We start from the raw sequence: 22,042 nt of genomic DNA, 5'->3' as shown, positions 1-22,042 counted from the left end.
TCGTTCACCTCGTTGTGGTATTTAAACAGCAGGTCCATCTTCTCGGTTATGTTCTGCCGCGTCTTGGCCAATCCTTCCTTTAACCTGCTAAAAAAGCCTTTCTTTTCCATTATGCTAACTCTCCCCTTCTTTTTGCCTTGTGTAATAAGCCATCAGCTGGCTTTATCAAGCCGTACCGAAACCAGCTTGGATACCCCTTTTTCCTCCATGGCTATGCCATAAAGGGCATCGGCCACCTCCATGGTAGGCCTCCTATGGGTGATTATTATGAACTGGGTATGCTGGGAAAACTCCTTTATAAATCTTCCTAGATTGGCCAAATTGGCCTCATCCAGTGCGGTGTCGATCTCGTCCAAAACGCAAAACGGCGTAGGCCTCCTCCTTAATATAGCAAAGAGTATGGCTATGGCTGTTAAGGCCTTCTCTCCCCCAGAGAGCAAAGATAGGCTCTGCAGCTTTTTGCCCGGGGGCTGCGCCACAATGTCTATGCCGCAACCCAGCACATCATCTTCATTTTCCAGCACAAGCCTGGCCACCCCTCCACCAAATAGCCTGGAAAACACCTCCTGGAACTCCCGGTTGATCAATTCAAACTCCTGGCGAAACTTCTCCTCCATCACTCTGGTCACGTCCTGAATGATGTCGTTCAGGTTGCGCTTTGCCTCCACCAAATCACGCTTTTGCGACTCCAAAAACTCATACCTTTCCTTTATGCGCCTGTATTCATCTATGGCGCTCACATTAACCTGCCCAAGGGCCTGAATTCTTTCCTTAATATTCTCAATCTCCTGGTTTATATTATTCAGCTTGAGCCCCTTATCCAGATAGGCCAGGGCGGTGTTATAAGTTATTCCGTATTCATCCCATATGTTGTTCTGAAGGTTCTCCAGCTCGGCCTCCAGCCTGGACCTTTGTACCTCCAAACGGTGCTTTCTGCCCATTATCTCCTCAACAATCCCCGAGAGCCGTTTTATCTCGCCCTGCAGCTCTTCCAGCCGCCTTAAAAGGGCTTCCCTTTGAGCCTCCATCTCCTTCAGCGTGCCGCTCAGCCGCTGGGCTTCCTTCCGTAAGCTTTCAAGCATTTCGGAACGCTGCTCAATTTCGCTCTGACAGCGCTCTACCTGCTTTAGATTATCTTCCATCAGGTCCCGCTTCTTTGCAATGGCGTCCCGCCTTTGGGCTATATCGGACTCGAGCTGCTTTATCCTTTGCCTCAAATTTTCAGCGCTAAGCTCTAAGGTGCTGAGGTCAAGCCGTAAATCGGCAATACGCTTTTCCAGCTCCGCCTTACGCTGGCCGAGGCACTTAAAGGCCGATTCTATGGTTTCAATGAAAGAGCGAACCCCCTCGCTTTCGCTTTCCAGCTGCGACATCTCTTTAACAACCTCTTCAATAGAAGCATCGACCGCCTGTAGCTCGCTTTCCAGGTCCTCCTTCTCCTTTTCAAGCCTTTTTAGCTCTCCTTCCAGCTTCAAGGCCTGCTGCTTTTCGTGTTGCAGCCTTTCCTCCTGGGCAGTCCTTGCCAACTCGAGGCTATGCGCCTTTTTGTTTAGCTCATCCTGTTGGTGCTCCAGTTGGGCATATCGCTGTTCAAGCAGCTTCAACCGATCCTGCTCATCGGCTATGCCGCGCTCCTCCTGAAGGATGGCCGCTTCAAGCTCGGCTATCTCCCTTTTTCGGCTCAATATGCCGGTGTTCTTAGCGGTAGTGTTGCTCCCCCCAGTGATGGACCCTCCCGGATGCAGCACATCGCCTTCAAGGGTTACTATCCTGAAAGAATAGGAATATTTCCTTGCCATGGCAATGGCCTCATCAAGCGTCCGGGCAATAACCACTCTGCCCAACAGATACTCTATCACCCTGGAATACCTCGGGTCAAACCTGATCAGATTGGAAGCTATGCCTATGCACCCATCTAGCTTGAGAACACCCATCTCATGCTGGTTGAGAGTCCTGGGCTGTATGGAGGTAAGCGGCAGGAAGGTAGCACGGCCATAGCCTTTTTCCCGTAAAAACTCTATTATGTACTGCGCATCCTCTTCGGTTTCGGTCACTATGTACTGAAGGCTGGCCCCCAAAACCGTCTCGATGGCCAGCTCGTATTCCCGCGGTACCTCTATCAGGTCAGCTACCACCCCGCACAGGCGTTCAGCCATAGCATGATCATACCGGCAGGCCTCAAGGATTTTCCGTACGCTCCGGCTAAACCCTTCATGGGCCCTGTCCATATCCCTCAACAGATTATACCGGGATTTCATGCCCTCGAGGTTTTGCCTTTTTGCTTGAATGAGGCTGCTTTGCTGGGCTATCTCGCCCTTTATGCCATTTAGCAATTTTTTTACCTCTTCTCTGCGCTGGAGCAGGCTCTGGCTCTCCGATATTATGGAGTTAAGGCTTTCTTCTGTCCGCTTCTGAGCCTCCTGCAAGGTTTCCTTCTGCTCAAGCATTGAACGTATGAGCCTGCAAACATCGCCATGCCTTTTCTCCAGATTTTCTTTCAACGTTCGATATCTGGTTATGCTGTTCCTGCATTGGGCCAGCCTGTCCAATACTTGGGCAGCATCGGCGCGCCGAGCATCGAGCTCCAGTTGCTTCGAATTCAGCTCCTCATTGACTTGCGCAAGCTCCGAAACAAGTCCGTTCAGATGCTGCCTTTTTTCTTCCACAGCCCTTTCCATATTTACAAGCTGCCCTACGCACGCATCCTTTTCGGAAAGGCTGCTATTTATATTAACCTCCTCTTGTTGTATCTCCTTTTCATACCGCTCATTATCTTTCCTATACTGGCTTATCCTCTGCTCCAACAGCTGAAGATGCCCTTTGGCTTTTTCCTCCTCCTGGATGAGGGTATACCGCCTTTCCATCAGCTGTTCGGCTTCTTTTTGCCTTCTTTCCACTTCCTGCTGCAACTGCAACCTTTCATTCTCAAGCAGTTCTACCTGCTGCCGGTGAGATGATATGTCGCCATCCAGCAAATGTATCTCATCGTCCATCTCTTTCAACCTGGCAGTATATCTCTCATACTGCTGAATAAACCTGTTGATCTCCAGCAGCTTTAACCTGTCTCGGAGCTGCAGGTACTGCTGCGCTACCCTGCTTTGCTCTTCCAAAGGCTCCAGTTGCTGTGCTAGCTCTGCCAGTATGTCATCTATGCGGGTTATGTTTTCTTCTGCCTTTTCAAGCTTTTTTTGGGCCTCCTCCTTGCGCAGCTTGTACTTCATTATGCCTGCAGCTTCTTCGAATATGCCACGCCTTTCCTCGGCATGCATGTTGAGCAGTTCCTCAACTCTGCCCTGTCCGATGATGGAGTACCCTTCCTTGCCTATGCCGGTGTCCACCAGCAGCTCCACTATATCCTTTAAACGGCACTGTGTACGGTTTATGTAATACTCGCTTTCTCCAGAACGAAAAACCCGCCGGGTTATCGATACCTCGGAATACTCCATAGGCAATGCGCCATCCGAATTGTCCAGCACTAGGGTAACCTCCGCAAACCCCAGTGGCTTCCTGGCATGGGACCCCGAAAATATCACGTCCTCCATCCTGCCGCCGCGCAGCGACTTGGCGCTTTGCTCGCCTAAAACCCAGCGTATGGCATCGGCAATGTTGCTCTTACCGCTACCATTGGGACCCACGATGGCGGTTATGCCCTTATCAAACTCTATATAAACCCTATCGGCAAAGGATTTGAATCCATATATCTCCAAGCGTTTCAGATGCAAAACCTTACACCTCTTTATTTTTCATATCCTCTAAAGCTTTTTGAGCGGCATGCTGCTCGGCTTCTTTCTTGCTTCTGCCCACACCTTCTCCCAGCAGCTTGTCACCGTGGTACACCTGGGCGATGAATATCTTCTGGTGATCGGGCCCTGAATCCCCTACAATCCTGTATTCAATGGCTTTATCGGATTTTTTCTGTAATACCTCCTGCAGGTCGGTCTTATAATCCCTGATCCCCTTACCGTTCAAGGCATCGTCAATGAACTGCGACAGATTCTTGAGCACAAACTTTCTTGCCTCATCCAACCCACCATCCAGAAAGATGGCGGCTATAACCGACTCAAAAGCATCAGCCAGGATGGAGTCCCTGTCCCGCCCACCAGTGTGCTCTTCTCCTTTACCGAGTAGCATCCGCTGCCCAAGGCCAATCCGCCTGGCGGCCTTCGCCAGGCATGCTTCCGACACTACCAGCGCCTTTATCTTAGCCAGGTTACCTTCGGTAAGTTCGGGAAAATTGGTATACAGGTACTCGCTTATTACCAACCCTAAAACCGAGTCACCTAGGAACTCCAACCTCTCGTTGTGCTGGGAGCTCCCGGGGCGCTCGTTGGCATACGAGCTGTGCGTCAATGCCGTATCGAGCAACTGTATATTATCAAATCGGTAGCCCAGATTGTTCTCAAACTCTTTCAACTGGAGTTCCCTGTCTTGGGACAACATACCTTTCCCCTTTCAAAGGCCATATAAAAGCCCTAGTAAGGCCATCCAATCCCTATGCTAGATTATATTGCCAGCAAACAGTTTGTCAAGCAAAAAAAATAGAGCCAGAGGGCTCTATTCTATGGGTGTATGGAATCCTATATTTAAATTTCCCTATACCTCTTCATGAGTATGCAGGCATTATGCCCGCCAAATCCAAACGAATTGGACATGGCATATTCTATCTCCCATGGCCTTCCCTCATTTGGCACATAGTCAAGGTCGCAGTCGGGGTCAGGAGTGGTGTAATTAATGGTCGGCGGTACAAACTGGTGTACAATGGACTTCACAAGCGCCACCGCTTCCACTCCGCCTGCTGCCCCCAGGAGATGCCCAGTCATGGATTTGGTGGAGCTTACCGCCAGTTTGTAAGCATGCTGCCCAAACACCTGTTTTATGGCCATGGTCTCTAACTTATCATTATACGACGTTGAAGTTCCATGAGCGTTTATATAACTCACTTCTTCAGGTGCTATACCAGCGCTTTCCAGAGCCAGCTTCATAGCCCTTGCAGCTCCCTCGCCTTCAGGCGCCGGAGCGGTTATATGGTAGGCATCATCGGTGGAGCCGTATCCCACTACCTCTGCCAGGATTCTGGCTCCTCTCTTCTGCGCATGTTCAAGGCTCTCCAAAATCAGTATCCCAGCACCTTCACCCATCACAAACCCATCCCTGTCCTTATCAAACGGACGGCATGCAGCCTTAGGATCGTCGTTTCTGGTGGACAATGCCTTCATGGAACAGAAGCCAGCCAAAGCGATCCTGGTGATAGGCGCTTCGGTACCTCCCGTGATCACCACATCGGCATGGCCATAGCGTATGGCATTGAAAGCCTCGCCTATGGCGTTGGTTCCCGACGCACAGGCGGTTACCACCGTAAAGTTAACCCCCTTGGCCCCCACCATGATGGCCAGCTGGCCAGCCGCTATATTGGCAATCATCATGGGCACCAGAAACGGGCTTATCCTGCCCGGTCCCTTTTGCATCAACACCTCAAACTGTTCCTCCAGCGTCTGTATACCTCCGATACCGCTGCCGAGTATTATTCCAAAGCGTTCCTTGTCTATCTTATCCAAGTCCAGCTGTGCATCCTTTATGGCCATGTAGGTAGCCGCTACAGCAAACTGCGTAAACCTGTCCATCCGCCTTGCCTCTTTTTTGTCCATGTAATTCTCGGGTTTAAAATCTTTGACAGTAGCAGCTATCTGAGTGGAAAAATCGCTCACGTCAAATTCGGTAATCCTGTCAACTCCGCTTTGACCGCTGCAAAGAGCTGTCCAGAAGTCATCCACGGTATTCCCTACCGGCGAGATAACTCCCAATCCGGTTACCACAACCCTTCTCACCAATATACCCCCTCGAAACTTACAGCATATTTTTCAATTTTGTGTATTATATACTTCCCATCTATATCATCTCACCACAAACGAGTGAGTTGCCCAGATTAAATGAACACCTCAACCGATGTACAGCAGCCTTTTTGCTATCATTGCCATAAGGATAAGGCTTTCCAAGCTTTTTTGTACGGATAACATCCAATGGATCAGTCCGGCTTCATCCTGGAACTTGCCCTTTTAAAGCTATCATTTTATACATATCAAATAGCGCGCAACTGAAGATGACACGCCACCAGTAAAAGTTTTGAGCATATTGCCATAGCAATAACCAAAAGAATGAGTCCTAAAAACCTCAATATTAAATGGGGTTCCCCACAAAATGGGGAACCCATTTTATTCACTGTTTCAAATGGGCCTTAATGTACTCCACCGCATCCCCCACCGTGGAAATCTTTTCGGCATCCTCATCGGGAATTTCCATGTCAAACTCCTCTTCCAAAGCCATGATGAGTTCAACGATGTCGAGAGAATCCGCCCCCAGGTCATCGATGAATTTGGACTCCAGGGTGACCTCCTCAGCATCGACCCCTAGCTGCTCAACGATTATATCCCTTACCTTTTCAAAGATCATCCTTTTCACCTCCCTTCAATGTCCAGACTCTGTGCTACGGTTGCTGCTGGGACATAAGCTTCATCCTTTAATCCCATCTTTGATGCCGTTTAACGCTGTTCTGTAAATAACCACCTTATCATTACAAAACGTATTATGATTGCTATTAATACCAATCATATTACATTATCATCCCACCGTCAACATGTATCACCTGTCCGGTTATATACTGGCTCTTGTCGGATGCCAAAAAACCCACCACATAAGCCACGTCCATAGGGTCCCCGTATCTGCCCAAAGGTATCTGCTTTAGCATCTCCTGTCTTATTGTTTCAGGCAGCGCAGCTGTCATATCGGTCTCTATAAATCCAGGGGCCACCACGTTCACCTGAATGTTGCGGGGAGCCAGTTCCCTTGCTATGGCCTTGGAAAAGCCTATGACTCCTGCTTTTGCTGCAGCGTAATTGGCCTGCCCCGCGTTGCCTGCCACCCCCACTACTGACGATATGTTTATTATCTTCCCCTTGCGCCTTCTGACCATGATCTTTGCAGCGGCCTTTGAGCAGTTATACACCCCCTTGAGATTGATATCCAGTACCGCGTCCCAGTCCTCCTGTTTCATCCTAATGAGCAGCCCATCGCGGGTGATCCCCGCATTGTTGACTAATATATCCAGGTCTCCAAATTCCTCCAACACCCTATCAAACATGGCCTCTACTTCCTGGGGATTTGACACATCGGCTTTAATCGCAATGGCCCTGCCACCCTTTCCTTTTATGGCTTCCACCACCTCAAGGGCCCGCTGCTCGGAGCTGGAGTAATTGACAGCAACCTGGGCTCCCAGCTCGGCCAGGTATAGGGCAATAGCCCTGCCAATTCCCCGTGAAGCACCCGTAACAAGGGCCGTTTTCCCTTCGAGCTCCATCATATCATACCTCCCAGCTCTTTCAGTGTGGCTTCCAGGGACTTTATGTCCCCCACGTTATACCCCCTAACTTCAGGGGAAATTTTCTTCAAAAAGCCGGTTAGCACTTTACCCGGCCCCACCTCGATGAATACTTCTATGCCCTGGCTTATCATGTACCGGACGCTGTCCTCCCACCTTACGGGGCTGCTCACCTGCTGAACCAGCAGCTTGCGTATGTGGGCTGCATCCCTTACAGGAAGAGCCTCCACGTTGGATATCACCGGAATTTGCGGATCTTTAATATCGATCCCATCAAGCTCCTTTTGAAGTGCCTCACCGGCCGGCTTGAGCAGCGAGCAGTGGAAGGGTGCGCTTACTGCCAACGGCACTATTCGCTTGGCCCCCATCTCCTTTGCTATGGCACAGGCTTTTTCAACAGCAGCTACATGGCCCGATATGACGATTTGCCCGGGGCAATTGTAGTTTGCAGGTTCCACCACTCCTACATCCGAAGCCAGATTGCAACACTCCTCCACTTTTTGGCGTTCAAGGCCCAGCACGGCGGCCATGCTGCCATGACCCAAGGGTACCGCCTGCTGCATGAACCTCCCCCGCTTCATGACCAGGGGAAGGGCATCTTCAAAGGTAATGGAGCTGGCCGCCACCAAAGCGCTGTACTCCCCAAGGCTGAGCCCCGCCACCATATCGGGATGGATGCCGTATCTTTGAAGCACCCTCATGGCGGCTACGCTCACCAGGAGAATGGCCGGCTGCGTATTTTCTGTCTTTTTGAGTTCCTCCTCTGGACCTTCAAAGCACATGCTTTTTATGCCATTTGCCAGTATCTCATCAGCCCTATCAAACAGTTCCCTTGCCTCAGCATAGTTGTCATATAGATCCTTCCCCATGCCCACATACTGCGCTCCCTGGCCAGGAAATACAAAGGCAATCTTTCTCTTCATAAAATACCCCCTTTGTGCTCTATCGCCAACAGCTATTGCCCGTAACGATTGAATTGCCTTTGAAGTCCATCTCATTGGTACGCTTTGGCTAACGCAATGTCCCACGGTGCACATCAAAACGCCATAAACAACGAATTACACCGCCCATCTTATGGTACAGGCGCCCCACGTAAGGCCGGCGCCAAATCCCACCATGACTATGTTGTGGCCTTTTTTAATGCGCCCCTGTTTTACCGCTTCGTCCAAAGCTACCGGTATGGAGGCGGCAGACATGTTGCCATAACGGTCAAGATTTATGTATACCTTATCCTCGGGGAGTTCCAGCTTCTTTCTAGCCGCCTCTATGATCCTTATATTGGCCTGATGCGGGATCAAGAAATCCACCTGTTCCTTTGTAAGCCCCGCCCTTTGTACCGCTTCTTCAGCCATGGCGGCCATGGTTTGCACGGCGAACTTGAATACCTCGCTTCCATCCATATGGATGTAATGCAGCTCCTTTTCAACGGTCTCAAAAGTCGGCGGCTTCCTCGAACCTCCGGCCTCCAGCATGAGCAGCTCAGCCCCGCTGCCGTCAGCGCCCAGAACCTGTGACAAAAAGCCATACCCTTCGTCCACTCGGCTCACTATAACCGCTCCAGCCCCATCGCCAAAGAGAATGCAGGTGTTGCGATCCTTCCAGTTGACAAACTTGCTCATGCACTCGGCACCGATCACCATCACATTTTTGCAAAAGCCGGTGGCCACAAACTGATTGGCCACAATTATGCCGTATAAAAAGCCTGAGCAGGCCGCTTCAAGGTCAAAAGCCGAGGCATTTGTAGCGCCTATATTCCTTTGTACCAGGCAGGCAGTCGACGGGAAATGCATGTCAGGGGTGACGGTTGCCACAATGATCATGTCGATATCCTGCGGCGTGAGGTGCGCGCTTTCGAGAGTTCTCCGAGCCGCTATGGTAGCCAAGTCGGAAGTGGCGATATGGGGGTCAGCGATGCGCCTCTCACGAATGCCGGTCCTGGTTACAATCCATTCATCAGAGGTGTCAACTATCCTTGCAAGGTCATGGTTGGTTATGACCTTTTCGGGCACATAGCTTCCGGTGGCAATTATGCCGCCATTAAACAACTTTGCCATATTAGACCTCCTCGGATGACCTCACGTAATCGGTAATGGTCTCTAGCACGTTGTTTTGTATGAACAGCATGGCCTGACGTATGGCATTCTTAATGGCCCTCGCATCTGAACTTCCGTGGGCCTTTATGACACCACCTTTTACGCCAAGGAGCGGTGCCCCTCCGTGTTCTGCATAGTCCATCCTGCTTTTAAGCCTCTTAAAAGCAGGTTTAAGCAGCATGGCTCCCATCTTTGTCACTGCATTTTTAGTGAGTTCCTCTTTCAGCATCTGGAAAATTCCCAGTGCAACGCCCTCAGTGAGCTTCAATATGACGTTGCCCACAAAACCGTCGCATACCAGGACATCGGCCACGCCTTCCAGCATATCCCTCGGCTCGACGTTGCCTATGAAATTGATGGATTTCTCGGCTTTTAGGAGCTTATATGCCTCTTTGGTCAGCTCGTTGCCCTTGCTCTCCTCTTGGCCTATGTTGACCAGCCCCACTGTAGGGTTTTTATACCCCATAACCCTCTCCATATAAATGGAGCCCATCACTGCAAACTGCACCAAATTTTTGGGCTTACACTCGGCGTTGGCCCCGGCATCTATGAGCAGCGTACCCCTCTTCAGCGTGGGTATCATGGGCGCTAGGGCCGGGCGATCAATTCCCTTTATCCTGCCTACTATGAGGAGGGCTCCGGCCATCAAGGCCCCCGTGTTGCCGGCCGAAACAAATACGGCTCCCGGGTTCTGCTTGAGCAGTTCAAACCCCTTTACCATGGACGAATCCTTTTTTCCCCTTATGGCAGCCACAGGCGCATCGTCTGCATGTATGACTTCCGAGGCATGTACTACTGTAAATCTTCCCTCCGGCGCATTTCTCCTTTTTAATTCATCCCGTATGACGTCCTCTTCCCCGACCAGAGTGAGGGAGATATCATACTCACGTACCGCATCTATGCAACCCTGTATAACTTCCCCCGGCGCCTTGTCTCCACCCATCGCATCTACAATTATGTTCACCATATACACCCTCCTAAATATATTCCTATTGTCCTTCCTCCATAGAAACCAGTATAAACTTCCCCCTGAAGGCTTCCTGATAGTTTACCTTTGTCTTTACCCACACGAAATACTTGTTGCCTCTACGCCTTACCACTTCGGCTTTGGCCACCAGCTTATCACCGAGATAAACCGGAGTCTTGTACTTTATGTTGGCCACGCCTATCAAGGCCACCTTGGCATCGATGACCGCAATGGCCAAGGACTCGGCCTGGGCATAGATGTAATGCCCGCGCACTATCTTGGTCTTTTGAAACACCATATCCTCCGTGGGGGTGAGTATAGAAATGCCGCTTTTGCCTAGCTCCAGCTCGATAAGCTCCCCAACTATCTCCCGACCTCCAATGGCACGAATCTTCTCGTAGTTTCGCTCTGCAACGCTTTTAATCCTCTCGCGCAGCTCGGGAATCCCCAGCTCAAGCCTGTCTAAGCGAATGGTCTGCACGCTGACGTGGAATATATCGCTGAGCTCCTCGTCCGTCAAAAACGGATCAGCTTTAAGGCGCTCCAGCAGCGCCTTTTGCCTGGCCTTTTTAGGTAGGGTAAGCCGCGCCATTCATCAATCACCTCATGGTATATTCTATGCTCATCATCTGCTATTAATACCAGGTACTAAAAGTAGTATACAAAATTAATGGAAGAAATGCAATAGTTTTTTAATTTTACTTTAAATGGCCTGATTAAAGCAATTTCTTACAATGAGCAAGGTGATAAAACCTGGCTCGGGAGGAAGTAATCACATTTAAACGAGGTTGCAGACGATGCAGGCGTTATCAATGACAAAAGTAGATGGAAATAAACCAATAAAGCGCAAAGCGGGAGCCGGATAATCGTTTCAATACCGCTCCCGCTAGAACGCCATATATATCGCTCTCCCCGCAACACATCATATAGGCTACTTGGTGTAGGCTGTCATACCTAACGTCACCTTTCAAACTCGTCGAGCAACCTCTCGAATACGTCCAGTGCATCATCAATGGGTTTTGGAACCGTAAGGTCCACCCCGGCTTTCTTCAATATATTCAATGGGTAATCCGAACTTCCGCTCTTTAGGAACTCCTTATATCTCTCCACCGCCGCACTGCCTTCATTCATGATCATCTGCGAGATGGCTATTGCGGCCGAAAAGCCGGTGGCGTATTTGTATACGTAAAAATTCCTGTAGAAGTGAGGGATCCTAGCCCATTCGTAGCTAATGCCTTCATCCACCACTATCTCATTTCCATAATACAGCTTATTCAGCTCATAGTATTTTTGACTTAAGGTTTCGGCCGTCAGGGCCTCTCCCTTTTCAGCCATCTCATGGATTATCTTTTCGAATTCGGCAAACATCACCTGTCTAAACACCGTAGTCCTGAACTCCTCAAGGAAGTGGTTCAATAGGTACAGCCTTTCCTTCTCGTCCTTGGTATTCTTCAAAAGATAGTCAATCAGTATGGCCTCGTTACATGTTGAAGCAACCTCGGCCAGGATAATCCTATAATCGGCGTAAACGTAAGGTTGTGCTGAATTGGAATAGTAAGTATGAAGGGCGTGGCCCATCTCGTGAGCAATGGTGAACACATCATTTAGGGTACCCTGGAAGTTGAGAAGCACGTATGGGTGCACTCCGTATGCTCCCCATGAATAAGCCCCTGAGGTTTTCCCCCTGTTTTCGTAAACGTCAATCCACCTCGAAGAGAAGCCCTCTTTTAGCAGGCTGATGTACTCATCCCCAAGGGGCTTTAAGCCCTCCAGCACCAAATCCACCGCTTCCTCATAGGTAAACTCTTTGTCATACTCCGGTATTAGTGGAACATAGAGGTCATACATGTGTATCTCATCAAGCCCCAAAAGCCGCTTCTTTATGCCCACATATCTGTGCAACGCTCCCAGCCTCTTGTGCACTGTGTCTATGAGGTTGTTATACACGGCCACATCCACGTTGTCATCAAACAGCGATGCCTCCAAGGCCGAGTTGTACTTTCTTATGCTGGCATAAAAGATATCCTTCTTGACGTTGCCTGCCATGGTGGCAGCAAAGGTGTTTATGTATTTCTTATAAGTATCGTACATGGCGTCGAAGGCTGATCTCCTCACATCCCTGTTGCGGCTCTGCAAAAAGCTTATAAAGTTGCCGTGAGTCAGCTCCACCTCATTGCCCTGCTCATCCTTTATAGATGGGAACCTCAAATCGGCGTTATTTAACATGGTGTATATATTGGAAATCGATTGAGCCATGATCTGCGTCTCGGCCAATATCTTCTCCTCTTCCGATGAAAGAACATGGGGTTTGTATCTCAGCAGGTTATCCAGGTATTGCCTATAAACCTTCAGCTCTTCCAGCTCTTCCATCATGGCTCTCAATTGGGCTTCGTCCATGGCTAAAATTTCGGGCACTATAAAGGATGTAGCGCTGGAAGCTTCTATGCTCAGCCGCATAGCCCTATCGGCCAAAGCCTGATACTTGGTATTAGTGTTATCCTCATCCCTTCGCATCCTGGCATACGCAAATATCTTTTCCAGCCTCATGCCTATTTGGTCGCTTAACTTGAGCACCTTAAGCAGGTTCTCGGCGGTATTTATCTTACCCTTAAAGCTAGCAATTTCCTCCAGTAGCTGCTTTGTATCCTGATAGTCTTGCTCCCACAGCTGCTCGTCCTCGTATATGTCCTCCAGCCTCCACTTATATTTCTCATCGATCTCGTTTCGATTCCTCAAAGCCTTCACCTGTACCCCTCCCATATTACTGCATTTTTAAACATCTGAGGATATTATAGCATGGAAATCATTTCCCGGCACACAATTTTTATTGCCAAAAATAGAAGAACTGCCCTTATTTTTGGGCAGATCCTTCTTCCACTTCAATAACCTGTCTGCGCTTATAATAGCCACAATGCCTGCACGCCCTATGAGAGAGCTTGGGTTCTCCGCACTGTGGACACTTCACAATGCTGGGTACGGTAACCTTCCACTGAGCCCTCCTCTTATCCCTTCTTGCCCTCGAAGTCTTTCTCTTGGGTACAGCCATTCTTACACCTCCTCACCATTGGCAGATAGTGCTTTTTTCAGAGCCAGAAGGCGCGGGTCTACCACGCGTTCTTCCTGGTACTCCACCCTCTCTTGGCAATGACACTGCTCTACATTTAAATCACAACCACAATATGGACATAACCCTTTGCAGTCCTCACTGCATTGTCCGCGCATGGGCAGCTCAAGCAGCAAGAATTCAAGGATTATATCCTTCAGGTCCACTTCCTCACCTTCATAGACAAAAATGTCTGGATCCTCTGGATCACCTATCTTGCTCAATCTGATGGTAAAGCTAAACTTCAACTCCTTATCATAGGGTTTGGTACATCTGCTGCAGTGCAGCAACAATTTAGCCGCTGCATCGGCGTTAAGCACTAGCAACTTGCCGGTATTGGTTATGTCACCTGATACCTCCACCGGACCTAACAGGCTTATCCTTTCTCCCTGATATATGATGTCTTCCAGGGGCTGGCTCCCTCTAAACTCCTTGGAGGTGCCTTTTTGCTTTAGAATGTCCGACACATCAATGACCAATTTCATCACCCCATCTGCAATCGTTTCTTATTATATAGATACATTGCAGCTTTTGTCAAGTGCTCATTTCAGTGGGGCTGCGTCAAGATCTAGTGTATTTTTTAGCGTAATGACGATGACTTCCGGTCGGTTGAAGATCCTCTGAGGAAAAATACTATTCCTCAGCCCTCGGCTAACGATCATAACGCTATCCTCTTTTTCATATTTCGCGGCTGTATATTTTGGAAACAACCCCTGATTGGGCGCAACCAACCCTCCTATAAAAGGAAGCCTCACCTGTCCACCGTGAACATGTCCGGATAAAATCACGTCAAATTGATAGCTGCTGTAGAGAGAAAACATCCCCGGTCTATGGGCAAGCAGCATTTTGAAGGCATCAGACTTTTCAAGCCCCTCTAACGCCTGTAGAATATTCCTTTCAGCTATCGATGCTCCTCCATAATATGCCGAATTTACCGATACAGGGTCGTCTATCCCAACAACATAAATCTCATCTTCACCTTTTGTTATAGCGGCATATGTATTTTGTAAGACGTGAACACCCTATACCCATCAAAGGCATCGGGCAGCCTGTGCGCTTCAACGTCTATGCTTGTCACGACGATAAAATTGTTTTCACAATACAAAAAAGGCAAATAAGCCAATTAAAAAAGTTGAAATCACAACTCTTTTGGTGGCTTTAAATCTTTTTAATCTCTGATGAATATAGATAATAGCATCCCCCTTCCTCTGTCTCAAACTCTATCACTCCGGGTTCAAGCCCAACCGCTGGATAAGGCTTTCCGTTGTACTCTACTTCGACAGGGATAGAGGTGCGAACCCTGCAGCGCCTGCCTGCCAACGAACGGATAACCGCCCTTGTCAGCCTGCCTTGCTCCCATTCCATATCGACTTCAAAGCCTCCCCTGGCCCTGAGCCCTTTTACATACCCGGTTTCCCATGCCCGTGGTAGAGCAGGCAGCAGATAAATCTCCCCCTCATGGCTCTGCAAAAGCATCTCGGCAATACCAGCAGTGCCGCCAAAGTTGCCGTCTATCTGAAATGGCGGATGTGCATCAAACAGGTTGGGGTATGTAGAGCGCTTGAGCAAAACCTGTACATACTTGTATGCCTGCTCTGGCTCTCTGAGGCGGGCCCACAGGTTGATGATCCATGCACAGCTCCAGCCGGTGTGCCCTCCGCCGTGTTGCAGCCGCCTTTCGAGTGATCTTTTACAGGCTTCAACCAAATGTGGCTCATTTTTAAAGGTAAACTGGTGGCCGGGGTACAGGCCATACAAATGCGATACATGCCTGTGGCCGGGTTCATGCTCGTCAAAATCGTCAAACCACTCCTGTAGCTGCCCAAAACGGCCAATGCGGGGCTTATAAAGCCTCTCTCTAGCTCGCTCAAGCTGCTGCCTGAAATCCTCATCGATATTCAATATGCGGGAGGCTTCTATGCAGTGGGTAAACAAATCCCATATGATGGACATATCCATGGTTGAGGCCATGCTGACGGCACAGCGCTTCCCCTCAGGGGTTATAAACTCGTTTTCAGGGGAAGTGGAAGGACAGGTAACGAGGTTGCCATCGCTGTCCTCCACCAGCCAGTCCAGACAGAAAAGAGCAGCCTCCTTCATGGCAGGATATGCCCTCGATGCCAGGAACTCCTCATCCTGGCTAAACTCGTAATGCTCCCAAAGATGCCTACACAGCCATGCCCCCGCCATGGGCCAGAAAGCCCATTTGGCCGAACCGCCGGCAGGCGTGGTGGTACGCCATATATCCACGTTGTGGTGCACCGTCCAGCCTCTACAGCCATAATGAATCCGCGCCGTTTTTCGGCCGTTTATCCTGAGCTGGTCGATCATGTCGAACAGCGGCTCATGGCATTCGGCCATGTTGCACACCTCAGCAGGCCAGTAATTCATCTGGGTATTGATGTTTACCGTCCAGTTGCTGCTCCAGGGGGGCCTTACCTCTTGATTCCATATACCCTGAAGATTGGCGGGCTGAGTACCGGGCCTTGAGCTAGAGATGAGAAGGTACCTGCCGTATTGGAAGTACAGGGCTATAAGCTGCGGGTCATCCGCACCGGCCTGCAAAGCCCTTAGCCGCTCATCGGTAGGGAGGTTTACAGCCTCTGAAGTCCCCAGATACAGGTCCACCCGCTTAAAGATAGCCTGGTAATCCCGTATGTGGTCATCCAGCAGTTCCCGGTATGATTTCTGAAGTGCGTCCCAAAGCATACGCTTACAAGCTTCCGAACAGTCTTTACCTTCAAGGGCAGGGTCCTTATCGTATCCGTTAAAGCTGGTAGCAGCAGACAAAATAATGAGGACTTCGCTGGCTCCTTCTACCCTTATACCATCATGGGCATTTACATTGTCAGCCTTAAAATCCTTGCCTTCAGACACAACGCCATCGGTTATGATGGCCATTCTACACTCGAATTCCATGCCCTTTCCTTCTTCATATATGACTGGGTTGTCACTGCTGACGTAGCTGGGCTCCACATGGATGGGGACTCTACCGTGCAAAACCATATGCTTGTCCCCAGCCCGACAAAGAGAATGGGGATGCACGCTATCCAGCATGGCACGTAAAGCAATATGGCCAGGGCGGCTGGATGTTATGCGCACCACCAGCACCTGGTCTACAGCACTTATGAAGGCCTCCCTTGTATAGATCACATCCCCTATCCTATACTCAACTCTTGCTACAGCGGTCTCAAGGTCAAGTTCCCTTTTATAATCGGCAATAGGCCCTTCATGCTCAAAAGCTATGTACAGATCAGCCATGGGCTGATAGGATTCATTCCATGGCCCCAACATCTTTTCTTCAATTATTTTTTGCGCTTCCGCGTAGTGCCCCTCAAATATGAGCTGCCTGACCCGTTGAAGATAATTTATAGCATCATAGTTATTGGTATCCCTGGGGCATCCCGACCACAAAGTATCCTCGTTAAGCTGAATCCGTTCGTGGGGTACGCCACCAAAAACCATCCCGCCAATGCGGCCATTGCCAAGCGGCAGGGCCTCTACCCATTCCCTGGCAGGCTGACGGTACCACAATTTAAGAGGATTAGCCGTTGGAACTGTGTTGATGATGCCCATATGGATTTTGCCCCCTTCTCAATCATAACCTTTCATAGTTTTTATTTCTTTTTCTTTCTTACAAAAGATATTCCGCCAAACCCGCTTATTACGGCAATATAAAATCCCAAATCGTAAAACCAGCCGCTGTTGTGTATCTCATAAATCCTGATGTTTCTATCAAAAAATCCTATTATCAGGGACAAGGGTGCAACCCAGCCGTGCCAGATTCCCCAGAAAAATCCCGCGGGCTTGTCTGGCGTATGCGTTCCATCTCCAGGGATACATCCAACCAGAGAACACAGAAACAAAATAACAAAAGCCAATAATAATATCTTTTTCTTAACACTCATATTCCCTACCTCCTGTACATGTATCGACAAACCCATTATATGCCGCCGTGTTTGCTTGGGTCAATATGGCATTTTTATTTATACAAAGGATAATCATCGTATCACTTCAGCAATACCGATACATGTACTATTTGGGCGGGAAGGATTTTAAGAATATGCGAACGATATTTTAAATCGCCGTGCTCAGCGGATAATGTGTAGTAACCAGGCGGTAAATCTTCGATAACAAAATTCCCATTACTGTCAGAATTAGCTTCGTATACCGGTATTAAGCTCTCATGACCAAAAAACAAACGTATCTTCGCATACGGAGCAACCTTCTTGCTCTCTTCAATATAAGTAACTCCGGTTAACTTTGCAGCAAGATTGCCGTTAACGCCATTTACATAAATGTAAATATTTTGTGCGTTGGTCTGTTTTGGATTTACATCAACCTTTTGTTCCTGATCCAGATCTTGATAATTATACTGGACGCTTTTGCTTTCTAGTGTATCCCCTTTTTTTGCCTCACCCACATCAAATTTCCCATCACATATCCTTTCTTGTAGCTCCATAATGCCCCCCCTATATTCATTTTATGCAGCTCATATGTATAAGGTGGGGAAATCCCCACCTTAGTTTACATTAAACAAAGTATTTCCCTTTTTTGTCGGGTTCTACTTTTGCCTCGCTTTCAGATTTTGACTCGCTATCGGCCTTTGCCTTGTTTCTGCTTCTTGCATCGGCTTTGGCTTCACTTTCAGATTCTACATCAGTGTCGCTCTCGGTCCTCTGTCCCTGGTATTGCTTCTGGGTCAAGATGTTGTAGTTAATTTGCTTGTTATGCTGCTTCTGGTTGTTGTACTCCTCTTCCTCCACTTCAACATCTTGTTCCCCTTCAACCTCGGATTTTATAGCAGCTTTTAACTCAGCCTCAAGTTCGGCTTTCAGTTGAGCCTTCAATTCATTGAAATCGATATCCAGCATAAACAACATTCCCTTCTCGTCTAGTTTCTTGTTCGCCAGTAAAACTGTTAATTTTATGTTTACTGGCAAACATAGCGATTATTTATTTCTCACAATATATACTATGGAATATATCTCTAAGAGGTGACAAATCAAAGAAAATTTTTTATTTTTATGCAACAATATAGTGGTTTATCAAGCAGACAATCCCAAATACCTCCAATCCTTAAGGAAGCATATTCAGATTTTTGTACGCCTCCGACATCGGTGTAATGTATGTAGTATTGTCTAGTAACCACAATCTGCAAGGCGGTAAAGCTGACTTTCAAGTTATATTAAACTTCAATCCATCTTGGCCATGAATATTCGCCTCTGTAGTTCGATGCGTTATAAGTTGGATATTTATAGGGGCAATAAATCTTGTCCCCTTTAAATTCTCTATCCTGCGTATAAATGAACATCTTGCTGTTATCCCATAATACTATCTCATCGCGGCAATCCCCTGTTAAATCAATGACTTCAGCGCAGAGATCGGGATGGCCGTCATCAGGAAATACAACTACCCTTCTACCAAATCCGTCTATCATACCTCCTTTCTCTACATTTCCATTGAGCAAAATCAAGTCTTGGCCGTCCCCCGTCCAATTAACCGGCGCAATTATATTCCCATTGGTTCCGGGTTCCCATGACCACAACATATTGCCCTTATCATCAAATAGATATATTATCCCCTGATGCCCCCAATAAGTGGTAACGGCGATCTGAAAGCCTTCTAAATCGGGCCTATATTTTCCTATGCTAATTCTCTGAGCATGGCCAATTAACATCTTTTTAATGATATTGCCCTTCAAATCACAAAGTACAAGCCCTTCATCGCCGCATACCATGGCAATAATTTCTTCCTCATCCTTTGGATTTAACTTTCCTATTATTATTTCATCGGTATGATCGGTGTATATGGGAAGAGTCCACAGCTTACGCCCATCGGCATCCACAAGATTATATCCTACCACCATTTCTTCTCTTCCGTCATTATTAATGTCTTTAGTGTACGGGAAGTGGCCGGTTATCCCATCATGATATTTCCACATAAAATTCAACTCGTTGTCATAGACCCACACCCTACTATATCTATCCTTAATTAATATGTCAGTAGGCTTTTCCTTCCCCGAAAAATTGCATATCCTTATACAGTCAATGTTAACCCTGTCAAAAGCATAGCGCCCAAATGGAACTCCCGAATACAGCGTTTCTATGGGGTCATCTGAAATGGGAGTATCTATACACTTCTTTATCTTACCGGTACTGCCTTCCAATATCATCAACTTGAAATCCTTTGCAACGATCACCTCATTTTTTCCATCCATATCTACATCCGCGATCTGAAAGGGCAGGTCGGCAGTAATGAATGCATTTTCGGGATTTGGCTCTCCTATCTGCCATAGTATATTGCCATCCAGGTCTATGGCCGTAAGGCAGCTGATATTGGCGTAACGATCCTTAAACACTCTCTTTTGACACTGAGCTATGACGATATCATATCGGCCATCACCTGTTAAATCCCCAAATCTTATACTTCGTCCAGCTCCAAAATCCTTTAAATCCAAAACCTTCCATAACTTAGGTTGAGGATATCTCTTTCTCTCTTCTTCCAACTCTTGTTGATACTTTTGGCGTTTAATGGAAAGCTTGTTATACGCTTCTTTAGTAGTAGATATCCGAATGTTAGAGAATTGAGCAGGACCATTAGCGCATAAAGCTACTTTCCCACTTGCAAAAGTAGAATCCGTAACGTTAAAAATATTCTCATCATCAACATAAGCGCTAAAATGCATACCATCACATAAAACTTTTAGCCTGTATATTCTATCGCAATTGTATTCAAAAGCCTTTGAAGCCAATTCAACGTACTCTTCCTGATTTCTTTTTATAATCTTTACCTTTTGATCCTCAAAACAGAGAATGTAAAAGCATCGGCTGTTTTGATATCGAAAGGCCAGCCCACACAGCAAAGATGTATTGAGCATCCTCAATTCTACTTCTACTTGATAATCATCCCAGTCATCACAACCAGTCACTACCATATTCCAAGCTGAGGGCCTTGTTCTTTTTAAAACCTGAGATTCTATAGCTTTTTGTCCATTTTCTTGAAGAACAATCATCCACATAGGTCCCCTCAATTCTGAATCGGTAATGGGACAATACCAATTCCCCTGATAACCTTTGGGCGGATAATAATGATATTCCCCCATGGCGGAATGTTCGGGGTCATAAGGAAAATCGCCTACTTTGAAATCCGAAAAATCTTCCTTTTGTAACAAAACCTCATCCATCGTTCTACCCGTCTCCCTTTTTTTAAATATACAATTTCTTGAATTGTAGCGTCGTAAATCTAATTATATAACAAAATGCATTTCCTTAAAAAGCAGATAAAAAGATTTGTATCCGTCTGTAAAAATACAGACGGATACAGCAGTTACTTATACCATAATGCCTTTAAACCATAATGCCTTAATTATTATTTTTACTATTTATTGTACTCATTTTCATACCATTCGGTATGAAGCCTTATCCATTCATTCCCTCCAGAATTTCTCCATCTCTCAACAAAATTATCCCATTCTTGATCAATTATTTGCCCCATAATTGCTTTATCCCTAAATTCTACTTTAAATGAATCCAAATCATAGTCGGCCAACTCTGGGAAATACGGAGCAAACATAGAAATTTCATCGTAAAACCAAAGAGAATCAGTCATCTCTAAATGTTGTATTCCTAATTCTCCCCACGATTGAGTTAATATATCTGTTAGTTGATCATCCATTTTGGTTCTCTGAATACCTGCCGTAATAAAGCGCCACGCCCAGTTTTTCCCTTTCTTTCTCCCTATTAGGCGCTCTTTAGCAAGTACATAAGCCATAGTACACTCAAATTTAAAAATGTACCCAAGACAGTCCTAATTACCGTAACGCCGAAAGCATTATAGAAGATAGGCTGACAAAAAAATCATCTTCATATGCCTTTATTACATGCATATCATACTGCCAAAAATAACCCATAAAACAAAGTAGGGTAAATAGATGGATGTTTATATAAATTTCTTCAATCTTCATTAAAAAATTTTCTATAAAAAAATTATAGCCGTAAAAGTAAAACTTTTTAAGAAAAAGCGGTAAAATTTTTTTAAGCATAAAAAATAGCGGTTTGTGGTAATAAGCTCATCGGTACCGGTAGCTATATTCCTTAAAAGCACAGAAAGGGAGCTAACCATTTCAGCAATGCCTGTAGACCCCTGTATCATGGCCATTCACTTTATAGAATTAAGGGTATTTTAAAGAAATGCGGGTTTATTTAATTTCCCAACATCCTGAGCTCCAACTCCTTCTTCGCTTTTTCATTAAAAATGCACAGATTATGGTTGACGGTTTGAATCTTCTTTAGCCCGACGAAGACATTAAAATTCACCAAACAGATGGATATCACCAACGATAGAATGATAACGGTTATGGTAAAGCAATAAAATCTTGGATTTCAATGTCCTTATACATCTGAACATATCGGTCATTGGCCTCTCAATTCTGCCAATATAAATCCAATTGTTAAGACGTTACTAGAGCTTCGCAGTCAGTTGCCTCTCAATAGCCTCCTTTAAGG

19 protein-coding genes are annotated in these 22,042 nt (G+C 47.0%); all 19 read right to left on the bottom strand.

The annotated features are described in order from the left end of the window. Positions 1-152: 152 nt before the first annotated feature. The 19 genes from smc to FWJ59_RS01900 all read right to left on the bottom strand — a co-directional run bounded on the left by smc (position 153) and on the right by FWJ59_RS01900 (position 21,308). Positions 153-3,722: a chromosome segregation protein SMC gene (gene smc, locus FWJ59_RS01990; RefSeq protein WP_414480310.1), complete on the bottom strand. Its 3,570-nt coding sequence runs from the start codon at positions 3,720-3,722 to the stop codon at positions 153-155. 4 nt (positions 3,723-3,726) lie between these two features. Then, positions 3,727-4,440 (bottom strand): ribonuclease III, encoded by a 714-nt coding sequence (rnc, locus tag FWJ59_RS01985; protein WP_414480309.1) that lies wholly within the window; start codon positions 4,438-4,440, stop codon positions 3,727-3,729. Positions 4,441-4,583: 143 nt separating this feature from the next. Further along, positions 4,584-5,825 (bottom strand): beta-ketoacyl-ACP synthase II, encoded by a 1,242-nt coding sequence (gene fabF / locus FWJ59_RS01980; protein ID WP_414480308.1) that lies wholly within the window; start codon positions 5,823-5,825, stop codon positions 4,584-4,586. Positions 5,826-6,213: 388 nt separating this feature from the next. Continuing rightward, complete coding sequence (gene acpP / locus FWJ59_RS01975) at positions 6,214-6,447, bottom strand: acyl carrier protein (protein ID WP_414480307.1); 234 nt, start codon at positions 6,445-6,447, stop codon at positions 6,214-6,216. Positions 6,448-6,607: 160 nt separating this feature from the next. Continuing rightward, positions 6,608-7,351 carry a 3-oxoacyl-[acyl-carrier-protein] reductase gene (fabG, locus tag FWJ59_RS01970; protein ID WP_414480312.1) on the bottom strand — a complete coding sequence of 248 codons (744 nt, stop codon included), beginning with the start codon at positions 7,349-7,351 and terminating at the stop codon, positions 6,608-6,610. After that, positions 7,351-8,295 carry an ACP S-malonyltransferase gene (gene fabD, locus FWJ59_RS01965; RefSeq protein ID WP_414480306.1) on the bottom strand — a complete coding sequence of 315 codons (945 nt, stop codon included), beginning with the start codon at positions 8,293-8,295 and terminating at the stop codon, positions 7,351-7,353. The genes fabG and fabD overlap by 1 nt, the downstream gene beginning before the upstream one ends. A 135-nt stretch (positions 8,296-8,430) precedes the next feature. After that, positions 8,431-9,426, bottom strand: a complete 996-nt coding sequence (locus tag FWJ59_RS01960) for a beta-ketoacyl-ACP synthase III (protein WP_414480305.1) — start codon at positions 9,424-9,426, stop codon at positions 8,431-8,433. 1 nt (position 9,427) lies between these two features. After that, positions 9,428-10,429: a phosphate acyltransferase PlsX gene (plsX, locus tag FWJ59_RS01955; protein ID WP_414480311.1), complete on the bottom strand. Its 1,002-nt coding sequence runs from the start codon at positions 10,427-10,429 to the stop codon at positions 9,428-9,430. 25 nt (positions 10,430-10,454) lie between these two features. Then, positions 10,455-11,024 carry a transcription factor FapR gene (fapR, locus tag FWJ59_RS01950; protein ID WP_414480304.1) on the bottom strand — a complete coding sequence of 190 codons (570 nt, stop codon included), beginning with the start codon at positions 11,022-11,024 and terminating at the stop codon, positions 10,455-10,457. Positions 11,025-11,392: 368 nt separating this feature from the next. Continuing rightward, a complete protein-coding gene (gene pepF / locus FWJ59_RS01945; RefSeq protein WP_414480303.1) occupies positions 11,393-13,192 on the bottom strand; it encodes an oligoendopeptidase F in 1,800 nt (599 codons plus the stop codon). A 91-nt stretch (positions 13,193-13,283) separates the two neighbouring features. Beyond that, the gene (rpmF, locus tag FWJ59_RS01940; protein WP_414480302.1) at positions 13,284-13,478 is read right to left on the bottom strand and encodes a 50S ribosomal protein L32; all 195 of its coding nucleotides are present in this window, start codon (positions 13,476-13,478) and stop codon (positions 13,284-13,286) included. Between the two features lie 2 nt (positions 13,479-13,480). Continuing rightward, the gene (locus FWJ59_RS01935; protein WP_414480301.1) at positions 13,481-14,020 is read right to left on the bottom strand and encodes a YceD family protein; all 540 of its coding nucleotides are present in this window, start codon (positions 14,018-14,020) and stop codon (positions 13,481-13,483) included. A 57-nt stretch (positions 14,021-14,077) separates the two neighbouring features. Continuing rightward, positions 14,078-14,356 carry a hypothetical protein gene (locus tag FWJ59_RS01930; protein WP_414480300.1) on the bottom strand — a complete coding sequence of 93 codons (279 nt, stop codon included), beginning with the start codon at positions 14,354-14,356 and terminating at the stop codon, positions 14,078-14,080. 337 nt (positions 14,357-14,693) lie between these two features. Continuing rightward, positions 14,694-17,111, bottom strand: a complete 2,418-nt coding sequence (locus tag FWJ59_RS01925; protein ID WP_414480299.1) for a glycosyl hydrolase family 95 catalytic domain-containing protein — start codon at positions 17,109-17,111, stop codon at positions 14,694-14,696. A 41-nt stretch (positions 17,112-17,152) separates the two neighbouring features. After that, on the bottom strand, positions 17,153-17,443 hold the full coding sequence (locus FWJ59_RS01920) for a hypothetical protein (protein ID WP_414480298.1): 291 nt from the start codon (positions 17,441-17,443) through the stop codon (positions 17,153-17,155). A gap of 101 nt (positions 17,444-17,544) precedes the next feature. Next, a complete protein-coding gene (locus tag FWJ59_RS01915) occupies positions 17,545-17,997 on the bottom strand; it encodes a carboxypeptidase-like regulatory domain-containing protein (RefSeq protein ID WP_414480297.1) in 453 nt (150 codons plus the stop codon). A gap of 70 nt (positions 17,998-18,067) precedes the next feature. Beyond that, positions 18,068-18,418 (bottom strand): hypothetical protein, encoded by a 351-nt coding sequence (locus FWJ59_RS01910; protein ID WP_414480296.1) that lies wholly within the window; start codon positions 18,416-18,418, stop codon positions 18,068-18,070. Between the two features lie 305 nt (positions 18,419-18,723). Continuing rightward, complete coding sequence (locus FWJ59_RS01905) at positions 18,724-20,721, bottom strand: hypothetical protein (RefSeq protein WP_414480295.1); 1,998 nt, start codon at positions 20,719-20,721, stop codon at positions 18,724-18,726. Positions 20,722-20,915: 194 nt separating this feature from the next. After that, entirely contained in the window at positions 20,916-21,308 is a 393-nt protein-coding gene (locus FWJ59_RS01900) for a hypothetical protein (RefSeq protein WP_414480294.1), read from the bottom strand. Positions 21,309-22,042 lie beyond the last annotated feature (734 nt).

The sequence above is a fragment of the Caldicoprobacter sp. genome (genome assembly GCF_047459465.1).
Taxonomy (GTDB): domain Bacteria; phylum Bacillota; class Clostridia; order Caldicoprobacterales; family Caldicoprobacteraceae; genus Caldicoprobacter.
This window is presented reverse-complemented; position numbering and strand designations above follow the sequence as displayed.